At 72.4% G+C, this 20,736-nt stretch carries 16 protein-coding genes; 4 read left to right on the top strand and 12 right to left on the bottom strand.

Going from position 1 to position 20,736, the window contains the following annotated elements; translation table 11 throughout:
• Positions 1 to 53: 53 nt before the first annotated feature.
• Positions 54 to 1,220: a hypothetical protein gene (locus tag AB0K28_RS35495; protein ID WP_364378514.1), complete on the bottom strand. Its 1,167-nt coding sequence runs from the start codon at positions 1,218 to 1,220 to the stop codon at positions 54 to 56.
• A 465-nt stretch (positions 1,221 to 1,685) separates the two neighbouring features.
• A complete protein-coding gene (locus AB0K28_RS35490; RefSeq protein WP_364378511.1) occupies positions 1,686 to 2,186 on the bottom strand; it encodes a hypothetical protein in 501 nt (166 codons plus the stop codon).
• 306 nt (positions 2,187 to 2,492) lie between these two features.
• On the opposite strand from AB0K28_RS35490, the gene ilvA reads away from it, so the two are divergent.
• On the top strand, positions 2,493 to 3,797 hold the full coding sequence (gene ilvA / locus AB0K28_RS35485) for a threonine ammonia-lyase IlvA (RefSeq protein WP_364378508.1): 1,305 nt from the start codon (positions 2,493 to 2,495) through the stop codon (positions 3,795 to 3,797).
• 52 nt (positions 3,798 to 3,849) lie between these two features.
• Positions 3,850 to 4,731: an RNA polymerase sigma-70 factor gene (locus AB0K28_RS35480; RefSeq protein ID WP_364378505.1), complete on the top strand. Its 882-nt coding sequence runs from the start codon at positions 3,850 to 3,852 to the stop codon at positions 4,729 to 4,731.
• Here the strand turns inward: AB0K28_RS35480 and AB0K28_RS35475 are convergent.
• The 3 genes from AB0K28_RS35475 to AB0K28_RS35465 are packed head-to-tail and all read right to left on the bottom strand — an operon-like array spanning position 4,728 to position 9,363.
• Complete coding sequence (locus AB0K28_RS35475) at positions 4,728 to 7,496, bottom strand: FAD-binding and (Fe-S)-binding domain-containing protein (protein ID WP_364378502.1); 2,769 nt, start codon at positions 7,494 to 7,496, stop codon at positions 4,728 to 4,730. The two genes, AB0K28_RS35480 and AB0K28_RS35475, sit on opposite strands and share 4 nt — an antisense overlap.
• 13 nt (positions 7,497 to 7,509) lie before the next feature.
• Positions 7,510 to 8,514, bottom strand: a complete 1,005-nt coding sequence (locus tag AB0K28_RS35470) for an alcohol dehydrogenase catalytic domain-containing protein (RefSeq protein ID WP_364378499.1) — start codon at positions 8,512 to 8,514, stop codon at positions 7,510 to 7,512.
• Positions 8,515 to 9,363 carry a fumarylacetoacetate hydrolase family protein gene (locus AB0K28_RS35465; protein ID WP_364378496.1) on the bottom strand — a complete coding sequence of 283 codons (849 nt, stop codon included), beginning with the start codon at positions 9,361 to 9,363 and terminating at the stop codon, positions 8,515 to 8,517.
• Between the two features lie 139 nt (positions 9,364 to 9,502).
• On the opposite strand from AB0K28_RS35465, the gene AB0K28_RS35460 reads away from it, so the two are divergent.
• Positions 9,503 to 11,215: an IlvD/Edd family dehydratase gene (locus AB0K28_RS35460; protein WP_364378493.1), complete on the top strand. Its 1,713-nt coding sequence runs from the start codon at positions 9,503 to 9,505 to the stop codon at positions 11,213 to 11,215.
• Positions 11,216 to 11,294: 79 nt separating this feature from the next.
• Here AB0K28_RS35460 and AB0K28_RS35455 read toward each other — a convergent pair whose 3' ends face one another.
• The 6 genes from AB0K28_RS35455 to AB0K28_RS35430 all read right to left on the bottom strand — a co-directional run bounded on the left by AB0K28_RS35455 (position 11,295) and on the right by AB0K28_RS35430 (position 17,079).
• Positions 11,295 to 12,161, bottom strand: a complete 867-nt coding sequence (locus tag AB0K28_RS35455; RefSeq protein ID WP_345385689.1) for an LLM class F420-dependent oxidoreductase — start codon at positions 12,159 to 12,161, stop codon at positions 11,295 to 11,297.
• A 51-nt stretch (positions 12,162 to 12,212) separates the two neighbouring features.
• Positions 12,213 to 12,908: a hypothetical protein gene (locus AB0K28_RS35450; RefSeq protein ID WP_345385691.1), complete on the bottom strand. Its 696-nt coding sequence runs from the start codon at positions 12,906 to 12,908 to the stop codon at positions 12,213 to 12,215.
• A complete protein-coding gene (locus AB0K28_RS35445) occupies positions 12,905 to 13,762 on the bottom strand; it encodes a carbohydrate ABC transporter permease (protein WP_345385693.1) in 858 nt (285 codons plus the stop codon). The genes AB0K28_RS35450 and AB0K28_RS35445 overlap by 4 nt, the downstream gene beginning before the upstream one ends.
• Positions 13,759 to 14,676, bottom strand: coding sequence for a sugar ABC transporter permease (locus AB0K28_RS35440; RefSeq protein WP_364378488.1), 918 nt, complete (start codon positions 14,674 to 14,676; stop codon positions 13,759 to 13,761). Before AB0K28_RS35440 ends, AB0K28_RS35445 begins: the two co-directional genes overlap by 4 nt.
• Positions 14,677 to 14,741: 65 nt before the next feature.
• Entirely contained in the window at positions 14,742 to 16,037 is a 1,296-nt protein-coding gene (locus tag AB0K28_RS35435; RefSeq protein WP_364378485.1) for a sugar ABC transporter substrate-binding protein, read from the bottom strand.
• 34 nt (positions 16,038 to 16,071) lie between these two features.
• A complete protein-coding gene (locus tag AB0K28_RS35430) occupies positions 16,072 to 17,079 on the bottom strand; it encodes a hydroxyacid dehydrogenase (protein WP_345385700.1) in 1,008 nt (335 codons plus the stop codon).
• Positions 17,080 to 17,468: 389 nt separating this feature from the next.
• Here AB0K28_RS35430 and AB0K28_RS35425 point away from each other — a divergent pair, with 389 nt between their 5' ends.
• Positions 17,469 to 19,388: a DUF2264 domain-containing protein gene (locus AB0K28_RS35425; RefSeq protein WP_364378482.1), complete on the top strand. Its 1,920-nt coding sequence runs from the start codon at positions 17,469 to 17,471 to the stop codon at positions 19,386 to 19,388.
• A gap of 25 nt (positions 19,389 to 19,413) precedes the next feature.
• Here the strand turns inward: AB0K28_RS35425 and AB0K28_RS35420 are convergent, their stop codons facing one another.
• The gene (locus tag AB0K28_RS35420; protein ID WP_364378479.1) at positions 19,414 to 20,550 is read right to left on the bottom strand and encodes a substrate-binding domain-containing protein; all 1,137 of its coding nucleotides are present in this window, start codon (positions 20,548 to 20,550) and stop codon (positions 19,414 to 19,416) included.
• Positions 20,551 to 20,736: the final 186 nt, after the last annotated feature.

Below are 20,736 nucleotides of genomic sequence, written 5' to 3'. Positions count from 1 at the left end.
CACAACCCTTGACAAACAGTTTCCTAGGCATTAATGGGGAATGCTTCCCCCCATCAGCTGGTGATCGTCACGTCGCGCAGCAGGAAGTAGCCGACCGAATCCGCCTGCATGTAGAGGTGGAACTTGTCGGCCTTCGACTGGGCCGTTCTGTCCGCGGTGACGATGGTGACCACCACGTAGTTCTTGGCCGGGCTGGTCCTGATCTTGCCGTACTCGAAGGTGCGCAGGGCCATGTCCCTGCGGATGTTGACGGCGTCGGTGGTGAGCTTGGTGATGCGGGTGGCCGCGTTCCTGGCCGCCTTGTCCGACGGGAACTCCAGCATGACCTGCACCGCCTTGAGGTGGCCGCGGTAGGCGGAGTAGGCGACCTGGATGGCGCGGCGGCAGTCGTTCTTGGCCAGGAGGCCCTGGGCGTCCACGGGCTCGCAGGTCTCGTAGGTCCAGCCGCCGACCTTGTTCGCGTCGAACTTCACGCCCGACAGGTTGAACTTCCAGTCGTCGAACTCGGTGTGGGCGATCGGTGAGCCGGGCTGGGCGGCCGAGCTGGATGACGTACTGGGAGACGTGCTGGGAGACGTGCTGGGGGACGGCTCTTCTGCGGGGTCCGGCGGCTTGTCCGTCGCCTTCGTCTTGGGGTTGTCGCCGGCCTCCGCCTCGGCCGGTTCGTCCGAGGGTGGGGGCGCTTCGGCAGGGGCTGATGTGCCGCTGCCGTCCGGGAGGGCCGCGGGCGTGCTGCCCGAGGCTTTGAGGTAGGAGACGGCGCCGACCGTACCGCCGCCCAGGAGGACGACGCCCAGGGCGGCCGAGAGGGCGATGATCATGGTTTTGCCGCGCTTCGGCGGGCGGTCGAAGGGGCCGGCGGTCAGGTCGTAGGGCTCCTGGGGCGGCTGCTGACCATAGGGACCGTAGGGGGTCTGGCGTCCGTAGGGGTCACCGTAGGATCCGTACGGGTCCTGGTCGCCGTAGGGGGCGGGGCGGCTGTATAAGCCCTGGTCGCCATGCGGGTCAGGGTGGCCGTACAGGTCCTGGCCGTACGCGTCCTGGGGGCCGTACGCGTCTTGGCCGTACGGGTCCTGAGAGACGTATGGGTCCGGCGCGTAAGGGTGGTCGTCCGGGGGGCCGGGCTGGCTGTGGCGGCCCGGTGGTGCGCCGCCGAAGCCGGGTGGCGGGCTGCCCTGCCGCGGGTGCGGCCCGCTCTCCCTGCGGCCTGGGCTCCGCACGCGTTCCCCGGCGAGCGGTCCATGACTGGGCCACTGGCTCTCCGGCTCGGGGTCCGGCTGGGGCTGGGATGCCGGGGCCGGGCGGCTCCGGGGCGTGGGGCCTGGCTGCTCGTACGGGGCGCGGCCGTAGTCCCGCCATCCCTGCTTAGGCTTCCCATGCGTGTACGGACCGAACGGGTCCGGCGCTGAAGGGTGAGTCATTGCCCCATTGTGTGGCGACATTTCGACGTTTCCCCCGGTCCACGGCCATATGGCATGAGAGTGAACCGGCCCCGCGCACCGCCACGTACTAGAGCAAAGGCTTCAGTACCGGCGGACGGCCGCCGCGGCGTCGTTGCCGCGGCGGCCGCGCCGCCCGGTCAGCACTCCGGCCGCGACGTCGTCGAGCACGGGCGTCCTCCTCCCCTCCCATGGAGGACGGTTCCGTGCTCGCCGCGCGTCGTGGCCGGAGGCCGTTCGAGGGGCTCACTTCGACAGGTAGAGGGTCTTCCAGGTGCCGGCGTACAGGCAGGTGAGTGACGGCTTCTTGGCCTTCGGCTCGGAGCAGACCTTGAGCTCGACCTGGTAGACGTCGCGGTAGCGGAGCGAGAAGTGCTTCGGGCTGCCGTAGCTGCAGTCGCGGACCCACCGCTCCCGGAAGGGCAGCTCGTTGCCCGAGCGGTACGTGATGCGGAGGACGGCCCAGCCGCACGAGGAGCGGCGGGTGTTGTCGTAGACCTTGCCGGTGATGCGGACGGAGTCGGCCGTGGGCAGGTCGGCGTGGTCCTCGCCGGTGGCGGTCAGGGTGCCCCACGCCTTTGCGGCGCGCCTGGGCGCGTAGTACGTGCCCCACGACTTGGCGGGGGCGGCGAGCTCGGTCGTCTCGGCGGGGGTGGTGGCGGCGTGGGCGGCGGGGGCGAGGGCGGCCGCGGTGGCGACGGTGGCGAGGGTGGCGGCGGCTAAGGCGAGCGTACGGGGGAGCGTCATCGGGGCCGTCCTTTTTGCTGTGCTGTTCAGCGGATGGCCTTACTGTGCGATGGAGTGATTTCAAGTGGCTTGCCGGAAGTGTCGTCCGATTTCAGGTGGCTTGCCACGCCTCTTGCAGATCGCTTGACGGCTCCCGCGGCGGCGGGTTCCGGTCATGCGGGACCCGGCGATTTGGGCCCGGCGGGGTCGATGCACTATGACACTAGGAAGCGGGCTGTCACCGCGACTGATCGGGGGATCACGCGCATTGCCCGGCCGGCGGGGGGGTTCCGGCACCGACATGACGACTTTGATGGGGAATGTGACGTGAGCAGTCCACGCCAGGACGAGCCGGAGACAGGAACACACGCCGTCGATGCGGCCGCGGTCGATGCGGCTGCGGTCGATGCGGCGGCTGCGCGGCTGGCCGGCATCGTGGCGACGACGCCGCTGGAGCGCAGCCCGCGCCTGTCCGAGGTGACCGGCGCCGAGATCTGGCTCAAGCGGGAAGACCTGCAGACCGTGCGCTCCTACAAGGTGCGCGGCGCGTTCAACCTCATCGCGCAGCTCGGCGACGCGGCGCGGGCGGCCGGGGTGGTGGCCGCGAGCGCGGGCAACCACGCCCAGGGCGTCGCGTACGCGTGCTCCGCGCTCGGCGTGCGCGGCCGGGTCTACCTGCCGCGCATGACACCCAGGCAGAAGCGCGACCGCATCGCCGCGCTGGGCGGCGAGATGATCGAGATCGTGCTGGGCGGCGAGACGTACGACGAGGCGTCCGCCGCCGCGAAGGCCGACGCGCAGGCGACCGGCGCGACGCTGGTGCCGGCGTTCGACGACGTCAGGACGATCGCCGGGCAGGGCACGGTGCTGCGCGAGGCGGTCGAGCAGCTCGGCCGGGCGCCCGACGTGGTCGTGGTGCCGGTGGGCGGCGGCGGGCTGCTGGCCGGTTCGCTGGCCTGGCTGCGCGAGCGGCATCCCGGCACCCGCGTCATCGGCGTCGAGCCGGCCGGGGCCGCCTGCGTGGCCGCCGCCGTGTCCGCCGGTGGGCCGGTCACACTGGACGCGATCGACACCTTCGTCGACGGCGCCGCCGTACGCCGGGCGGGCGACGTCACGTACCCGCTGATCGCGGGCTCCGGCGTGGACCTGGTGGCCGTCCCCGAGGGCCAGGTGTGCAGCGAGATGCTCGCGCTCTACCAGATCGACGGCATCATCGCCGAGCCGGCGGGCGCGCTCGCCACCGCCGTGCTGCGCTCCCCCGCCGTGACCGGCATCCCGGCCGGCGCCACCGTGGTGTGCGTGCTGTCCGGCGGCAACAACGACGTCAGCCGCTACGCCGAGGTCGTCGAGCGCGCCCTGGTCCACGAGGAGCGCAAGCACTACTTCCTGGTGGAGTTCCCGCAGGAGCCCGGCGCGCTGCGCCGCTTCCTCGACGAGGTGCTCGGCCCCAACGACGACATCACCCTGTTCGAGTACGTCAAGCGCAACAACCGCGAGACCGGCCCCGCGCTGGTCGGCATCGAGCTGTCCAGCCCCGACGACCTGCCCGCGCTGCTCAAGCGCATGGAGGCCGCCCCGCACCGCATCGAGCAGATCGACCCGTCGAGCCCGCTCTTCCGCTTCGTCACCTGACCATTGATCGGAGCGGTTCCGGGCAGACACGTGGTGACGGGGGGCGAGGGCAGTGGCAGACGGCGCGGGGGACGATCTCGAACGTGCGGCGGCGGTGTTCGCGGAGGTGCGGCCGCGCCTGTTCGGCATCGCGTACCGGATGCTGGCCAGCGTCACCGAGGCCGAGGACCTCGTGCAGGACGTGTGGATGCGCTGGCAGGAATACGACAGGGCGACGGTGGAGAACCCGCCCGCGTTCCTCGCGACGATCACCACCCGCCTGGCGATCAACGCCGCCCAGTCCGCGCGCGCCCGCCGCGAGACCTACGTCGGGCCGTGGCTGCCCGAGCCGGTGGACACCAGCGCCGACCCGCATCTCGGGGCCGAGCGGGGTGAGGCGCTGGAGTTCGCGGTGCTGCTGCTCCTCGAACGGCTCTCCCCCACCGAACGCGCCGCGTACGTGCTGCGCGAGGCGTTCGACTACCCCTACCGGCAGATCGCGGAGATCGTCCGGCTGAAGGAGCCCGCGGTGCGGCAGCTCGTCAGCAGGGCGCGCAAGCGGCTGCGCGTCGAGCGGCGCACGCCGGTGCCTCGCGACGCGCAGCGCAAGCTGCTGGCCGCCTTCGTCAGCGCGGCCCGCTCCGGCGACCTGGCCGCGCTGGAGGAGCTGTTCGCCGCCGACGTGGTCAGCTACTCCGACGGCGGCGGCGCGGTGCGGGCGTCCAAGTTCCCCGTGGTGGGGCCGCTGCGGGTGGCCAGATACCACCGGGCGTTCGCGAGCCGCTTCTGGGCGGGCGCCGAGGTGGTGTGGGCGAGCGCGAACGGGCAGACGTCCGCGCTGCTGGTCCGCGACGGCGAGGTGTTCACCATCCTGACGATCAATGCCACCGAGACGGGCATCGACCGGATCTACTGGACGATGAACCCCGCCAAGATCGCCGCCTACACCCGCTAGCCGGTGGCGCGGTCGAGGTATTCGAGCAGGTGATGGTACGTCTTGCCGGTGGCGCGGGTCAGGCCCAGCTCGCACGTCCTGTTGACGGAGGCGTGCGCCCTGCTGCCCGAGGCGATGACGGCGGCGGCCTCCGCGCGGGTGGCCGAGGCGGTCAGCTCGGGGTGCAGCAGGCCGCGGTCGCCGGCGAAGGCGCAGCACTGCCAGTCGTCCGGCACGACCACCTTCTCGGCGATCGCCTCGGCCAGCCGCGTGATGGCGGGGTCGAGGCCGAGGCGGGCGGATGAGCAGGTGGGGTGCAGGGCCAGGGACGGCATGCGGCGCTTGACGGTCAGGCGGGGCAGGAGGTGCTCTGCGGTGTAGGCGACCGCGTCCATCACCTCGACGCCGGGCAGCAGGTGGCGGAAGCCTTCGGTGCAGGAGGCGGCGTCGCTGACCACCGGGACGCCGCTGGTGTTCTCGATGCGGCCGAGGACCGTACGGACCTGGCCGGCCATCGTGGCGTGGCCGTCGGCGTACCCCTTGGACGACCACGGCGTGCCGCAGCACAGGCTCGCGATGCCCTCGGGCACGAGCAGCTCGACCCCGGCGCGCTCGGCGAGCCGCTGGAAGGCGGTCATGACGCCGGGACCGCCCGCGGCGGGTGCGAACATCGTGTTGAGACAGGACGGCAGGTAGACGGCGGCGGGCCGGTGCGCGGGGCGCGGCTTGCGGCGGTCCCCGCCCTTGGGCAGGTCGCGCGACCACTGCGGGACCGCGTCGGCTCCGGCCACGTTGCGGGCGGCGCGGGAGGCCGCCTCGGGCAGCGGGGCCGGGGTGGCGGCGGCGGTGTCGAGCGCGAGGTTCATGGCCTGGGTGACGCCGTCCCAGTGGCGGGCGGCCGACGTCCAGCCCTTGCGGGCCAGGCGGCCGTGGCGCTCGGCGCGCAGCCGCTTGGTGAGGTCGCCGGTGTTGATGAGGACGGGGCAGGCGGTGGCGCACATGCCGTCCACAGCGCAGGTGTCGACGGCGTCGTAGCCGTAGTCGGACTCCAGCTCCGCGACCAGCGCGTGGTCGCCGGCCGCGCGGGCGGCGGCCAGCTCGCGGCGCAGCACGATGCGCTGGCGGGGCGTGGTGGTCAGGTCGCGGCTGGGGCAGACCGGCTCGCAGTAGCCGCACTCGACGCAGCGGTCGACCTCGGGCTCGACGGTGACGACCTGCTTGAGGTCGCGCAGGTGGGCGTCGTCGTCATCGGTGAGGACGACGCCGGCGTTGAGCGTGCCCGCCGGGTCGCACAGGCGCTTGACCTCGCGCATCACCTCGTACAGCTCGTCGCCGTACTGGCGGCGGACGAACGGGGCCATGACGCGGCCGGTGCCGTGCTCGGCCTTGAGCGTGCCTCCTCTGCCGAGCACCGCGGCCACCATGTCCTCGGTGAAGGCGGCGTAGCGGTCGAGGTCGGTGCCGAACCGCTCGTTGATCATGAAGTGCAGGTTGCCGTCCTTGGCGTGGCCGAAGATGACGCTGCGCTCGTAGCGGTGGGCGGTGAACAGGCCGGTGAGGTCGTCGCACAGGTCGGCCAGGGCGGGCACGGGCACGGCGACGTCTTCGAGCAGCGCGGTGGTGCCGCTGGGGCGGGCGCCGGCGACGGCGGCGTACAGGCCCTTGCGGATGTGCCAGAGCCCGGCGCGGCCACCCGCCTCGCGGCTGAGCCTGGCCGGCGCGGCGAGATGAAGGCCGGCGAACGCGCGCTCTGCGGCCCGCTCGCGCTCGGCGAGCAGGTCCGCCTCGGACTCCTGCCACTCGACGAGCAGCGCGGCGTGCGCCTGGACGTCGAGCGTGCGCAGCACGTCGTCGGCCTTGGGGTCGGTCTGGGCGACACGCAGCGACTCGGCGTCGAGCAGCTCGACGGCGGCGGGCCCGGCCTCGACCAGCGCGGGCATGGCGGCCATGGCCGCGTGCAGGGTGGGGAAGACGAGCAGGCCGGTCGCGGCCAGCCGGTGCGCGGGCACCGTACGGAAGACCGCCTCGGCGACGAACCCGAGCGTGCCCTCGCTGCCGATGACCAGGTGGGCGAGGATCTGGGCGGGCGTGTCGTGGTCGAGGAAGCTGTTGAGCCCGTAGCCCATGGTGTTCTTCAGCGCGAACTGGGCCTGGATGCGGCGGACCGACTCGGGGTTGCCGCGCACCCGCTCGCGCAGCCGGTCGAGGCCCTCGGCGAGCGCGGGTTCGAGCGCGCGCAGCCGGTCGTCGGCGTCGGGCGCGCCGGTGTCGATGACGGTGCCGCTGGGCAGCACGAGCGTCATGGACTCCAGCGTCCGGTACGTGTTGGCGTGGGTGCCGCAGGTCATGCCGCTAGAGTTGTTGGCGACGACGCCGCCGATCGTGCACGCCGACTCGCTGGCCGGGTCGGGGCCGAGCTTGCGGCCGTAGGGGGCGAGGCGGGCGTTGACCTGCCGGAGCACGGCGCCGGGCTGGACGCGTACGCGGGCGCCGTCGTCGAGCACCTCGATGCCGCGGAAGTGGCGCCGGGTGTCGACCAGCAACTGGCCGCTGACGGCCTGCCCGCTGAGGCTGGTGCCGCCGGAGCGGAAGGTGAGCGGCAGCCCGGCCCGCAGCAGCGCGGCGACCTGCGCGGCGTCCTGCGGCACGAGGACGGCCTGCGGGGTGAGCAGGTAGTGGGAGGCGTCGTGGGCCAGGCCGAGCCGGTCGCTCGCCCTCGTCCGGGCGATCCCCGGCACGGCGGTCTCCACCGCGGCCAGGAGTGCGGGGTCCGGCTGGTCGATCACGATGAGTGCTTCCTTAGCGTCGGGGGTCGATGTGGATTTTGGGTCCTGGGCCGGCGGGACGGTGCCCGGCCAGCGCCTCGGCGGTCTCGGCGAGCCCGATCGTGGCGGCGACCAGCGGGCGGGCGTCCACCGAGCCGTCGGCGTAGGCCGCGGCCGCCCCGTCGAGTCCGGCTGAACCGCCGAGGATACCGACTGCCGTCACCTCCCTTAGTACCAGGTCACGGGTGTCGAGCGTGGACGGGGTCGGCGCGAGGCCGATGTAGACGACGCGGCCGGCGGGTTCGACGAGGTCGAGGGCGAGCGCGGGTAAGCCGGGGTCGGTGGCGGCGTCGATGACGGCGTGCCACGGCAGATCGGGCAGCCCGGGCCGGACCCAGGCGGCGAAGCCGAGCCGGGCGGCCAGGCGCAGCTGGTCGGGGTCGCGGCCGAGCAGGTGGGTCTCGACGCCCTGGGCGCGCGCGAACAGCGCGGCGAGCAGGCCGATGGTGCCGGTGCCGAGCACGAGCAGCCGATCGCCCGGCCCGAGCGCGGCGGCGCGGACGGCGCGCAGTGCGTTGCCGCCCGGCTCGACCAGCGCTCCGAGCGCCGGGTCGAGGCCGTCGGGCAGGGCGCGCAGCGCGGCGGCGGGCACCGGCAGCTGCTCGGCGAGCGCGCCTGGCCGGCCCCTGCTGATGCCGATCTCGGCCAGGTCGGCGCACACGTGGTGGCGGCCCGACCGGCAGCGGGCGCAGTGGCCGCAGCCAAGCATGGTGTCGCCGGTGACGCGGCGGCCGAGCCAGGCGGGGTCCACGCCGTCGCCGACCGCGCTGACCCGGCCGCACCACTCGTGTCCCGGCCGCAGCGGATACCAGGAGCGCCCGGTGCTCAGGTAGCTCATGTGGCCGGTGAACAGCTCCACGTCGGTGCCGCACACGCCGGCCCGCTCGACGTCCACCACGACCTCGCCCGGCGCGGCGCGCGGCGGCTCGACCTCCTGGACCTCGGCCTCACCGGGCCCGGTGAGCACCAGGGCGCGCATCTAGCGGGGTCCGACGACGGTCTGCCGCTGGCTGCCGAGGCCGTCGATGCCCAGCTCCATGACGTCGCCGGGCTGGAGCCAGATCTGCGGGTCATGGCCCATGCCGACGCCGGGCGGGGTGCCCGTGTCGATGAGGTCGCCCGGCTCCAGGACCATGAACTGGCTCAGGTGGTGCACGATCACGTACGGGTCGAAGATCATGGTCTTGGTGGTGCCGGTCTGGCGGCGCACGCCGTTGACGTTCAGCCACATGCCGAGGTCCCGAACGTCGGGGACCTCGTCGGGCGTCACCAGCCACGGCCCGGCCGGGTTGAACGTCTCGGCCGACTTGCCCTTGCTCCACTGCCCGCCGCGCTCCATCTGGAAGGCGCGCTCGCTGACGTCGTTGACCACACAGTAGCCGGCGATCGCGTCGCGAGCCTCCTCGACCGAGTCGAGGTAGGAGGTGCGGCGGCCGATGACGATGCCGAGCTCCACCTCCCAGTCGGTCTTGGTGGCGCCGCGCGGGATGCGCACGTCGTCGTAGGGGCCGACCAGCGTGTTCGGCGACTTGGTGAACAGGATCGGCTCGTCCGGCACCGCCTGGCCGGTCTCGGCGGCGTGGTCGCTGTAGTTGAGCCCGATGCACAGGATCTGATGGGGGCGGGCGATGGGCGCTCCGACGCGCTCGCCGGCGAACTCGCGGACGTCGCCGCGCGCGACCCGCTCAGCCAGCAGGGCGGGGCCGCCGGCGGCGAAGAAGCGCTCGTCGAAGTCGGGGGTGACGTCGGAGACGTCGATGTAGTGGGTGTCGTCGACGCGGACGACGGGCCTCTCGGCGCCGGGGGCTCCGATGCGCATGAGGTACAAGGCGGTCTCTCTCCAGGTCTCGGCTGACGACGGCGGTGCGACGGCCCGGCTCGCCCGGTGACCGGCGCGGCGTGTCACGCCCGATGCCCGGTATGCGGTCGATTTCCGTTTCACCGATCTTCTTTCCCATTATGAGAGGATGATGTCCCGCAGTAGCCAGTGGTACGACGGCACCGACCGCAACGCCTACATCCATCGCGCCTGGATGCGGCGCGGGGTGCCGTCCGACGCCTTCGACGGCCGTCCGCACATCGCGATCGCGAACACCGCCTCCGACCTCACCCCCTGCAACATGCATCTCAACGAGGTCGCCGAGCAGGTCAAGCACGGCATCTGGGAGGCGGGCGGCGTCCCGCACAACCTGCCCGTCGTCTCGCTGGGCGAGACGAACGTGCGGCCGACCGCGATGCTCTGGCGCAACATGGCCGCGATGGCGGCGGAGGAACTGCTGCGGGCCAACCCGATCGACGGCGTGGTGCTGCTGGGCGGCTGCGACAAGACGATCCCGGCGCTGCTCATGGCGGCCGCGTCGGTGGACCTGCCCGCCGTCGTGGTGCCGGGCGGGCCGATGCTGACCGGGACGTTCCGCGGCGCGCCGCTCGGGTGCGGGACCGACGTGTGGCGGCTGAGCGAGGAGGTCCGCGCGGGCACCCTCACCGAGGGCGACTTCCTGCGCTCGGAGTCGTCGATGATCCGCAGCAAGGGCCACTGCAACACGATGGGCACGGCTTCCACGATGGGCCTGCTGGCCGAGGTGCTCGGCATGACGCTGCCCGGCCTGGCCGGGACGCCGGCGCCCGACAGCCGGCTGCTCGAAGGCGCGCACGCGACCGGTCGGCTGATCGTGGACATGATCGCCGCCGACCGCCAGCCGTCCGCCGTCATGACGCGGGGCTCGTTCCTGAACGCGATCGTCGCGCTGGCCGCGCTCGGCGGCTCCACCAACGCCGTCGTGCACCTGCTGGCCATCGCCGGGCGGCTCGGGGTGGAGCTGACCCAGGACGACTTCGACCGCACGGGGGCGGGCGTGCCGCTCCTGGTGGACCTGCAGCCGGCCGGCCGCCACCTGATGGACGACCTGCACCGCGCGGGCGGCCTGCACGCCGTGCTGCACCAGGTGCGCGACCTGCTCGACCCCGAGGCGATCACCGTGACGGGGCGCCCCCTGGTGGACCACCTGGAGGACGTGACGATCCACGACCCCGAGGTGATCCGCACCAGGGAGCACCCGTTGCAGGAGGACGCGGGCATCGCCGTCCTGTACGGCGACCTGGCGCCCGGCGGAGCCGTCATCAAGCCCGCCGCCGCCTCGCCCCACCTGCTCAAGCACCGCGGCCCGGCCGTGGTGTTCGACTCGATCGAGGACCTGCACGCCCGTCTGGACGACCCCGGCCTCGACGTCACCGCCGACTCGGTGCTGATCCTGCGCGGCTGCGGCCCCAAGGGGTATCCCGGCATGCCGGAGGTGTCGAACCTGCCGCTGCCGCCCAAGCTGCTCGCCCAGGGCGTGCGGGACATGGTGCGCATCTGCGACGGGCGGATGAGCGGCACCGCGTACGGGACGGTCGTGCTGCACGTGACCCCCGAGGCCGCGGCGGGCGGGCCGCTCGCCAAGGTGCGCACCGGTGACATGATCGTCCTCGACGTGCCGAACCGCCATCTCGACGTGGAGCTCCCGCCCGGCGAACTGGCCGCGCGTGAGCCGTCGGAGGCGATGACGCAGGCCCTCGCGCGCCCGCCGCGCGGCTGGCAGCGCCTCTACGTCGAGACGGTCCAGCAGGCGAATACGGGCGCCGACCTCGACTTCCTGGTCGGCGGCAGCGGCGCCGAGGTGGCCCGCGAGTCGCACTGACGCGATCCGGCGCCGCCGCCCGGGTCCCGCGGAGGCGGGCCGGCCGGCGCCGAGCGTGCCGCGCGGGCGCGGGCCGGGGTCAGCCGTTGAGCGCCGGGGCGAGCCGGCGCCACTGCTCGCGCGGGAAGCCCTTCGGGTCGTCGATGAGCACCTGCACGCACACGTGGTCCGCCCCGGCGGCGCGGTGCTCGTCCACCCGGCGCTTGACGGCCTCCTCGTCGCCCCAGGCGATGAGCGCGTCGAACAGCCGGTCGCTGACCGTCTCCAGGTCCTCCTCGGTGAAGCCGAGCCGCAGCAGGTTGTTGGCGTAGTTGGGCAGCGACAGGTAGCCGCGCAGCCAGTCGGCACCGATCGCGCGTGCCTCGTCGCGGCCCGAGCACAGGATCGCGGTCTGCTCGGGCAGTACGAGCGGCCCCGCGCCGAGCGCCTCGCGGGCCTGGCGGGTGTGATCGACGGTGACGAGGTACGGGTGCGCGCCCCGCGAGCGCTCCTTGGCCAGCTCCAGCATCTTGGGGCCGAGCGCGGCGAGCACCCGGTCGCCGGGGAGCACGGGCTGCTCGGCCGCGTCGAGCCCGTCGAGGAAGGCCGACATGGCCGCGAGCGGCCGGCGGTAGCGGCCGGGCTCGGCGGAGTCGATGAGCGGGGCATGGCTGACCCCGATGCCGAGCAGGATCCGGTCGCCGTGGGCCGCGGTCAGCGACGCGTACGAGGCGGCGGTCTCCTCGGGGGTGTGCATCCACAGGTTCAAGATCCCCGTGGCGACCGTCGCCCGCTTGGTCGCCGACAGCAGCCGCTCGACCGCGTCGAACACCGGCCCTCCGACGTCGGGGATCCACAAGGCGGTGTAGCCCAGTTCCTCCAGTTCTGCGGCGGCCTCCGCGGCCTCGCCCGGGTCTCCGTGTCTGAGTTGCGTGCTCCAGATGCCCACGCCGGCAAGATTCTTCACGTTCTTCGTGATACCACGCCGGTGCGCCGTGATCGGAGTGCGCCGCGCCACTTACCGGGCGGCCGCGACGACGTACCGGGTGGTGGCCCAGGCCGCGTACAGCAGGGGCGAGACCAGCAGGAGCAGGCCGGCCACAGGCTTGACCAGGACGACCGCGACGGCGAGGCCGAGCACGACGAGGCCGGCCGCCGCGAGGTACCAGCGGCGGGCGATGAGGAACAGGCAGGGCAGCACCAGGGCGCGCAGCCGGACACCCGGTTCGCCGGCGAACGTCAGCAGCGCGAACGCCACCGCCGCCACCAGCGCCGCCGCCGTGCAGAAGAACGGCACCAGGGCTGGGCCGAAGGAGGTGCCCCCCACGGCGACCGCGTCCACGGCGAGCACGGCCACGGCCGTCACCGCCGCCGCCCACACGGCGAGGGCGCGCCGCCACCCGCGCCGGTAGCCGTCCCGGAACGCGCGCAGCACGCCGGTGTCGCCCTCGCCGAGCGCCTCGAAGCAGCCGAACGCGCCCGCCAGCGCCGGCCCGCACAGCAGCGACAGCACCGCGAAGAACGGCCACGACGCCAGCGGATCGCGGACGACGGCCAGCGCGAGCAGCAGCGGCGCGCAGGAGAGGGCCAGCAGCACGTTCGTCATGAGGCCGACGTAGACGGTCGAGAACACCTTCTCGTACGTCTCCTGCCGGGCGGGCCGCAGCAGCCGCCGCGCGACGCCGCCTTCGGAGACGTTCCCCGGCGCGCTCATCCCTTGAGCCCGCTCGTCGCGATGCCGCGGATGAAGTACCGCTGGCCGAACAGGAAGATCACCAGGACGGGCAGCACCGACAACACCGACCCCGTCATGATCATCGCGTACTCGGCCTCGTACTGGCCGACGAAGGAGCGCAGGCCGAGCTGCACGGTCCACAGCTCGTTGCTGGTCAGGTAGATGAACGGGCCCATGTAGTCGTTCCAGGTGTTGACGAACGTGAGCAGCGCGAGGCTGGCCAGCGCCGGTTTCGACAGGGGCAGCATGATGCGGCGGTAGATGCCGTACTCGCTGAGCCCGTCGATGCGGGCCGCCTCGCACAAGTCATCGGGGATCGACATGTAGTACTGCCGCATGAGGAACACGCCGAACGCGCCGAACGCCTGGAGCAGGATGATCGACCAGTAGGTGTCGGTCAGCTCGGCGCGCTGCATCATGATGTACTGCGGCACCATGTACGCCTGCCACGGCACCGCGATGGTCGCGATGTAGGCGAGGAACAACCCGTCCCTGCCGGGGAAGCGCACCTTCGAGAAGCCGTACGCGGCGAAGCTGCCGGTCAGCACCTGCAGCGCGGTGATCGTGAGGGACAGGAACGCCGAGTTGCCAAGGTAGGTGAGCAGCGGGATGCGGTCCCAGATCTCCACGAAGTTCGACCAGCGCAGCTCCTCGGGGATCCACTGGACGGGCACCGTGAAGACCTGGTTGTCGCGTTTCAGCGACGACGACACCATCCACGCGAACGGCACCAGCACCAGCGCGGCGATCACGGTGAGGCCGGCGTAGGCGGGGACGGTGCGGAGCAGCCGCCGGCCGCGGCTGCTTCCCGCGGCCTCTGGCAGCGCGGTCATGTCACGCTCCTGCGCTCGTTGATGCGGAACTGGACGACGGTCACCGTGAGCACGATGAGGAACAGCACCAGCGCGATGGCCGAGGAGTAGCCGAACTGGCCCTCCCTGATGCCCTCGCGGTAGACGAGCTGGGCCAGCACGAGCGTGCTGCGGCCAGGACCGCCGTCGGTCATGACCACGATCAGGTCGAGCACCTTGAAGCTCTGGATCGTCAGCATGACCAGGACGAAGAAGGTGGTGGGCCGCAGGCACGGCAGCGTGACGCTCCAGAACCGCTGCCAGGCGCCGGCGCCGTCCACGGTGGCGGCCTCGTAGTACTCGCGCGGGATGGTCTGCAGGCCGGCGAGGTAGAGCACCATGTAGTAGCCCATGTCCCGCCACACGCTGGTGATGATGACGGCGGGCATCGCCCAGTCGGTGCTGGCCACCCAGCGGGGCGGCTCGCTGACGCCGAGCACCTCCAGGAACTGGTTGACCGGCCCTGAGGTGGGGTTGAACAGCATGTTCCACACGACCGCGACGGCGACCAGCGAGGTGACGTACGGGAAGAACGCGGCGGTGCGGAAGAACTGCACGCCGCGCAGCTTGCGGTTGAGCGCGATGGCCAGGCCCAGGGCGACGGCGAGGGTCAGCGGGATGTGCCCGGCGGCGTAGAAGAGCGTGTTGCGCAGCGCGACGTGGAAGTTCTCATCGCGCAGCAGCCGCTCGAAGTTCTCCAGCCCGACCCACTCGGGGGTGCTGTAGGAATCCCAGTCGAGGAACGCCAGCGCGAACGCCGCCGTCATGGGCACGAGCGTGAACAGCGCGAAGCCGATGAAGTTCGGCAGGATGAAGCTCCAGCCGACGAGGATGTCGCGCCAGGCGCGCCGGCGGGACGGTGCGGCCGGCAGCGGCCGCGTCGTTGCCTGTGTCATGGTGTCCTTCGGAACTCTCCGTGAGACGCCGGGAGCCCGGACGGCGGCCCGGGCCCGCGACCGCCCTAGTTGAGCACTTCGCTCTTGACGCGCTCGTTCATCGTGCGGATGCCGTCGGCCACCGACTTGTCGTTGACCATGATCAGCTCGTGCTCCTCGTTGAGGATCGTGTCGATGTCGGAGCTGTTCTCGCTGACCGGCATCTCCAGCGTCACCTTGTCGGGGACGAACGCCTTCTTCGACAGCTCGTCCTCCGGCATGCCCTCGAGCCCGAAGTACGCCTCGGTGATCTCGGGCGTCTGCAGCGCCGGCACCACGCCGACCTTCGTGATCGCCTCGGCCCCCGCCTTGCTCGCGGCGAACTCGACGAACTTCCTGGCCGCGTCGGCGTGCTCCGAGCGCTTGTTGACGGCGAACGCGGTCGGCGAGCCGAACGTGGTGACGCCGGTCGTTCCGGGACGCTGCGGCATGGGGGCGAGCCCCCACTCGACGTCGGTCGCGCCCTTCGCCTTGGCCTCCAGGATGCCGGAGATGTACCAGGTGCCCATGGGCATCAGCGCGGTCTTGCCGCTCTCGAACTGGCTGCGGTAGTCGGCCTGCTGGGACTTGGCGGTGCCGAAGTCGAGCACGGCGCCGGCGTCCTGGAGCCCCTTGGCCACGTTGTACTGGTCGGTGAAGAAGGTGTAGTCGCCGCTGAGCTGGTCGCCGCCGGTCTGCGCGGCGGAGATGGCCTGCACGACCGAGCGCCAGGTGTGGTGGTAGGCGCCGTACACCTTGTCGCCGCCCTCGCCCTGCGTCAGCTCCTTGGCGAGCTTGGTGTAGTCGTCCCAGGTCAGCGGGTCGGGCAGCTTGGCGCCCGCCTTGTCGAGCAGCGTCTTGTTGTAGTAGAGCAGCCAGAAGTCCTGCCGGTACGGCAGCGCGTAGTACTTCCCGCTGACGTCGAAGGCGTCCAGGCCGGCCAGCTTGCTCGTGTCGGTCGACTTGACCAGGTCCGTGAGCTCCAGCAGCTGGTTGCGGCTGGAGTAGCGGGAGTAGTCGATGACGTTCTTCATCGTGATCACGTCGGTCTTGTCACCGCCCGCCAGCATGGTGGTGACCTTATCCGGATAGTCGTCGGCGAGGATGTCGACCGGCTTGATGGTGATGTTCGGGTTGGCCTGCTGGAAGGCGTCGAAGAGCGCCTTGAACTCGGGCGTCTTGGCCAGGTTCCACACCGTGACGCTCAGCGTGATCTTGCCGTTGGGGTCGGCCGGCTCCGGGTCGCCCGAGCCGCAGGCCGCGAGGGCGAGCGAGAGCGCTCCTGCCAGGGCCAGGCCCTTGACCGCCTGCCGCCGCGCCCCGCCCTTGCCTGACGTGATCATTGATCCGGTCTCCTCTCCGTCGCTGGGGGGTTGGTCAGGCGCTGACGGCGAACTCGTCCGGCGTGACGGCCGTGCGCAGCGGCAGGCCGGCCAGGTGGCGTTCGAGTTCGTCGAGAGCGCTGTCGCTCATGCGCCGGGTCTCGCTGCCCAGCGAGCCGGCGATGTGGGGGGTGATCATGACGTTGGGCAGCTCGTACAGCACCGACTCGGCCGGGAGGGGTTCGGGGTCGGTGACGTCGAGGATGGCGTCGAGCCGCCCTGCGGCGCACTCGCGCTCCAGCGCGGCGGTGTCGAGCACGGCGCCGCGCGCGGTGTTGATGACGGTGGCGCCGTCGGGCAGCATGGCCAGCTCGGCCGCGCCGATGAGGTGCCGGGTGGCGGGCAGCGACGGGACGTGCAGGGTGAGCACGTGGCTGCGGCGCAGCAGCTCGGGCAGCGCGACCAGGCGGCCGCCCGCCGCGCTCACCTCCTCCTCCGCCGCGTACGGGTCGGCGACCAGCACGTCCATGTCCAGGCCGCGCAGGCTCCGCGCGACCCGGCGGCCCACCCGGGAGAAGCCGACGACGCCGACCGTGCGGCCCCTGTTGCTCAGCTCGCCGCGCCGGGAGGCGTAGGACCAGTCGTCGCGGTGCTCGCGCGCGTCCTGGGCGAGGAACGGGGCCTTCTTGCCGGCGAAGATGACGGCGGCGAGGGTGAACTCGGCGACCGGGATGGCGTTGGCGTCGGCGGCGCTGGTGACCACGATGCCCCGGCGCCACACCTCCTCGGTGACGAACGGGCGCACGGTGCCGGCGCAGTGGAAGACGGCCCGCAGGCGGGGCGCGTCGGCCAGCCGCTCGGTGGTCAGCGGCGGGCAGCCCCACGAGGTCAGCAGCACCTCGCTCTCGCGCAGGCGGCGCCGCGCCGAGGGGGTGTCCAGGTCGTCGGTGCAGATCGGGTCTCCCAGCTCGGCCAGGCCGCGCAGCCGGTGCAGCTGCCGCTGCCCGAACTGCAGGCGGTACGTGGCCGGGTCCATGACCAGCAGGGCGTGGGGCCGCGTCATAGGGACGCGCCCGTGTGCCCGTTCGGTCGGCCGGCGACGCGGGATCTGCTGTTCAACCTGATGCTCCTCGCGGTGTGGGGGTTCGGGGTCTCGGCGCGTGGCGGCATGACGGCACGGCCAAGAGGAGGACGCCTGGAAGTTCCGATCGGCAAACGATCAGCTTTGTTCATCTGTGATCGGCTGGCGTTGCCTTGGAGTTAAGCGTGACCGCAGCGAGCTCGTCAAGGGGCAATCCAATCGCTCTGATCAGCAACGCTCGTGTCAGATCACAACTGCTCAACAAAGCGGGCGGATGCGCCGGTGACGGCTTGACGGGCCCTGGCGGCGCTGTAACCATCGCGTGAATCCATGGTTACGTAAACATCCCCCCGGCAGGAAGGGACTCGTGAATGGCGCCCCTGAACGACCCGCGGCTGTCACCGTTCACCGGGTGGACGCGCGCGCACTGGGCCGGCCTCGCCGACCGCCTGCTGCTGGCGGCCCGCCGCCACACCTCGCCAGGTCGCGCCCGCGTCTCCTTCCCCGGCAGGCCGGGCGGCTACGGCCCTGACGTGGACGCCCTGGAGGGCTTCGCGCGGACGTTCCTCGCAGCCGGGTTCCGCGTCGCGGGCGAGCGCGGCGCCGACCCGCTGAACCTCATGGAGTGGTACGCCGACGGCCTGGCCGCCGGGACGGACCCGCACGCGCCCGAGCGCTGGGTCCGGCTGGACGAGCACGACCAGGCCAAGGTCGAGGCCGCCTCGCTCGCGCTCGTCCTGCACCTGACCAGGCCCTGGTTGTGGGACCGGCTCAACCCGCTCGTTCAGGAGCAGGTCGTCGACTACCTCACGCCGGCCATCGGCTCCTGGTACCCGCCGATCAACTGGGTGTGGTTCCAGATCGTCGTCGAACAGTTCCTTGCCTCGGTCGGGGGGCCGTACGCGGCGGACGACATCGAGGCAGGCCTGGCGCTGACCGACGGCTTCGCCCGCCAGGACGGCTGGTACGCCGACGGCGACGAGCGCGCCTACGACCACTACGCCGGATGGGCGCTGCAGTTCTACCCGCTCATCTGGACCGAGATGGCCGCCGGCAGCCCCGACGCCGAGTCGCGCAGGCCCGTCTACCTGCGGCGGCTCGAACGGTATCTCCAGGACGCGGTGCACCTGGTCGGGGCCGACGGCTCGCCGCTCATCCAGGGGCGCAGCCTCACCTACCGCTTCGCCGCCGCCGTGCCGTTCTGGCTGGGCGCCCGCCACGGGCTCGACTCCCCCTCACCCGGGCTGCTGCGCCGAGCCGCCTCCGGCATCGCCCGCCACTTCGTCTCCCACGGCGCGCCGGACGAGGACGGGCTGCTGACGCTGGGCTGGCACGGGCCGTGGCGGCCGATCGCGCAGTCGTACTCGGGGCCCGGGTCGCCCTACTGGGCGGCCAAGGGGCTCTTCGGCCTGACCCTGCCCGCCGACCACCCGGTGTGGACCGCCGTGGAGGAGCCGCTGCCGGTCGAGCGCGACGACTTCCAGCGCGTCGTCGCCGCTCCCGGCTGGCTGGTCGGCGGGACGCGGGCGGACGGCGTCGTACGGGTCGTCAACCACGGCACCGACCACTCACGCCCGGGCTCGAACCTCACCGACTCCCCCCTCTACGCCCGCCTCGGCTACTCCACCGCCACCTCTCCCCTGCTCGCCGGCCCGCACGCGGGGCGGCCGCTCGACCAGTCGGTCACGCTGTTGTCCGAGACCGGCGAGCCGAGCCACAGGACCGGCTTCGACATGCTCGGCCTGGAACGGCTCCCCACCGGAACCGTCGCGGGAGCGTCCCGGTGGCGGGCGCACTGGGTGACCCTCGACGAGGACGTTCCCGACCACGGCTCAGGGCGCTCCGGCGAGGTGCGGCTCGGGCCGTGGCTGGAGGTGCTGTCGGCGGTGCGGGGCGCGTGGGAGGTGCGGCTGGTCCGCGTCCAGCCCTCTGAGGAGACGGGGCGGCTGCGCGTCGGCGGCTGGCCGCTCCCGGCCGACGGGCCGGATCCGGAACCCGGCTCGGTCGTGAGCAACGGCAAGACCTGCTCAGGCGTGTGGAGCGCCGGGCTGGACGACGGCGGCGTCACCGCGGCCGACGACGCCTCGCCGCTCGGTCTCTGGACGCTGGTGCCGTGGCGGGCGACGAGCGGCCCCGCGCGTACGGACGTCTGGTACGACGCGGCCATCCACCTCGGCACGGGCGAGCCCGCCCAACCGCCCGCCGTGTCATGGGACGGCCCGTCATGCCTCATCACCTGGCCCGACGGCACGAGCGACACCCTCGACCCCGCCCGCCTGCCGCGCCCCTGACCCGCCCGCCCCCGAGGCAGGCAGGTCAGGACGACGAGTGACGGACGATCAGCTGCGGCCCGACCACCACGCGGTGGGCGGGCCTGCCGGGGTCGTGGAGGCGTTCGAGCAGCAGGGCGAACGCGGCGCGCCCGATGTCGGTCTTCGGCGGCCTGATCGCGGTGAGCGGCGGGTCGCACAGCTCGGCCACCTCGTCGTCGTACGTCACCACCGCCAGGTCGCCGGGCACCCTGATGCCGCGGTCCTGGCAGCGCTCGACCAGCGAGATGGCCTCGGGGTCGGAGTGCACGAGCAGCGCCCTGGTGCCCGAGGCCAGGCAGGCGTCGAGCACGTCGTCCAGCGCCCGCGCCCAGCCGGGGTCGCGGCGGTCCACCGTACGGGCCTGGGGCGTGCCGTCCGTCTCCAGCCCCAGCTCCTCGCAGGCCAGCCGCCACCCGGCGCGCACGTGCGGAGTCGTGGGGCTGGTGATCGTGGTGATCAGCCCGACCCTGCGGTGGCCGAACGTGGCGAGGTGGCGCACGGCCATCGCCGCCCCGAGCGCGTGGTCGCTGACCACGGACTCCATGGCCTCCCGATAGGGCCCGACGGCGGCGGCCCGCTCGATCAGCACGACCGGCACGCCGGCCGTCTGCAGCCAGCGGACCAGCTCCTCGCCCTCGTCGCTCTCGGTGGTGGGCGCGACCAGCAGGCCGTCCACGCCGACGGAGTCGATGAGCGAGGCGAGCTGCCGCCGCTCGTCGGCCACCTGGTACGTGGCCCCGCGCAGCACCACCCGCACCCCCGCCGCCGCTGCCGCCTCGCGGACGCCACGGATCACGTCGGGGTAGTAGTAGTCGAGCGAGGGGACGACCATGCCCACCGTGAGCGACGCCGCCGCCTGGCCAGGGGGCTCCGCCGGCTCACGGGCGGATGCCGGCTCGGGCGGCTCGGTCAGCGTGGCACCCCCGCGCACCCGGCGGATGACGCCCTCCTCGGCCAGCAGCGTGATGTCACGCCTGATGGTGATCGCCGAGACGGCCAGCTCGGTGGCCAGGTCGTGGACGCGCATGATGCCGCGCCGCCGCAGCAGATCGACCAGCCGGTTGCGGCGCTCGTCGGGCAGCCGGCCCGCCGCGTCGGCTGCCGCCGCCTGGTCCTCAGCCGGTGATGCGTCTGTGGCCACGTTGGTCATACTCCTCCTCGCCGACGGCCATAGTACCGATCGAAACTGATCGAAGGTGAATTAACAAGTGACGGACCTGATTCGTTCCGCCCTTCCGGTCAGCGGGCCAGGCCGAGCGCGGGCCCCGCCAGGGCAAGATCGCGCTCGCCCACCCCGTGGTTATGGCGTACGGGCAGGGGTAGGCGG

The sequence above is a fragment of the Nonomuraea sp. NPDC049504 genome, assembly GCF_040676845.1.
Taxonomy (GTDB): Bacteria; Actinomycetota; Actinomycetes; order Streptosporangiales; family Streptosporangiaceae; genus Nonomuraea; species Nonomuraea salmonea.
The sequence above is the reverse complement of the archived record's forward strand: the minus strand, read 5'-3'. Positions and strand labels throughout refer to the sequence as shown.

Coding starts and splice junctions, on each gene's coding strand:
- AB0K28_RS35425 (WP_364378482.1), top strand. CDS start 17,469: ATGGCGCCCCTGAACGACCCGCGGCTGTCACCGTTCACCGGGTGGACG.
- AB0K28_RS35440 (WP_364378488.1), bottom strand. CDS start 14,676: ATGACACAGGCAACGACGCGGCCGCTGCCGGCCGCACCGTCCCGCCGG.
- AB0K28_RS35430 (WP_345385700.1), bottom strand. CDS start 17,079: ATGACGCGGCCCCACGCCCTGCTGGTCATGGACCCGGCCACGTACCGC.
- AB0K28_RS35470 (WP_364378499.1), bottom strand. CDS start 8,514: ATGCGCGCCCTGGTGCTCACCGGGCCCGGTGAGGCCGAGGTCCAGGAG.
- AB0K28_RS35490 (WP_364378511.1), bottom strand. CDS start 2,186: ATGACGCTCCCCCGTACGCTCGCCTTAGCCGCCGCCACCCTCGCCACC.
- AB0K28_RS35460 (WP_364378493.1), top strand. CDS start 9,503: ATGATGTCCCGCAGTAGCCAGTGGTACGACGGCACCGACCGCAACGCC.
- AB0K28_RS35450 (WP_345385691.1), bottom strand. CDS start 12,908: ATGAGCGCGCCGGGGAACGTCTCCGAAGGCGGCGTCGCGCGGCGGCTG.
- AB0K28_RS35445 (WP_345385693.1), bottom strand. CDS start 13,762: ATGACCGCGCTGCCAGAGGCCGCGGGAAGCAGCCGCGGCCGGCGGCTG.
- AB0K28_RS35435 (WP_364378485.1), bottom strand. CDS start 16,037: ATGATCACGTCAGGCAAGGGCGGGGCGCGGCGGCAGGCGGTCAAGGGC.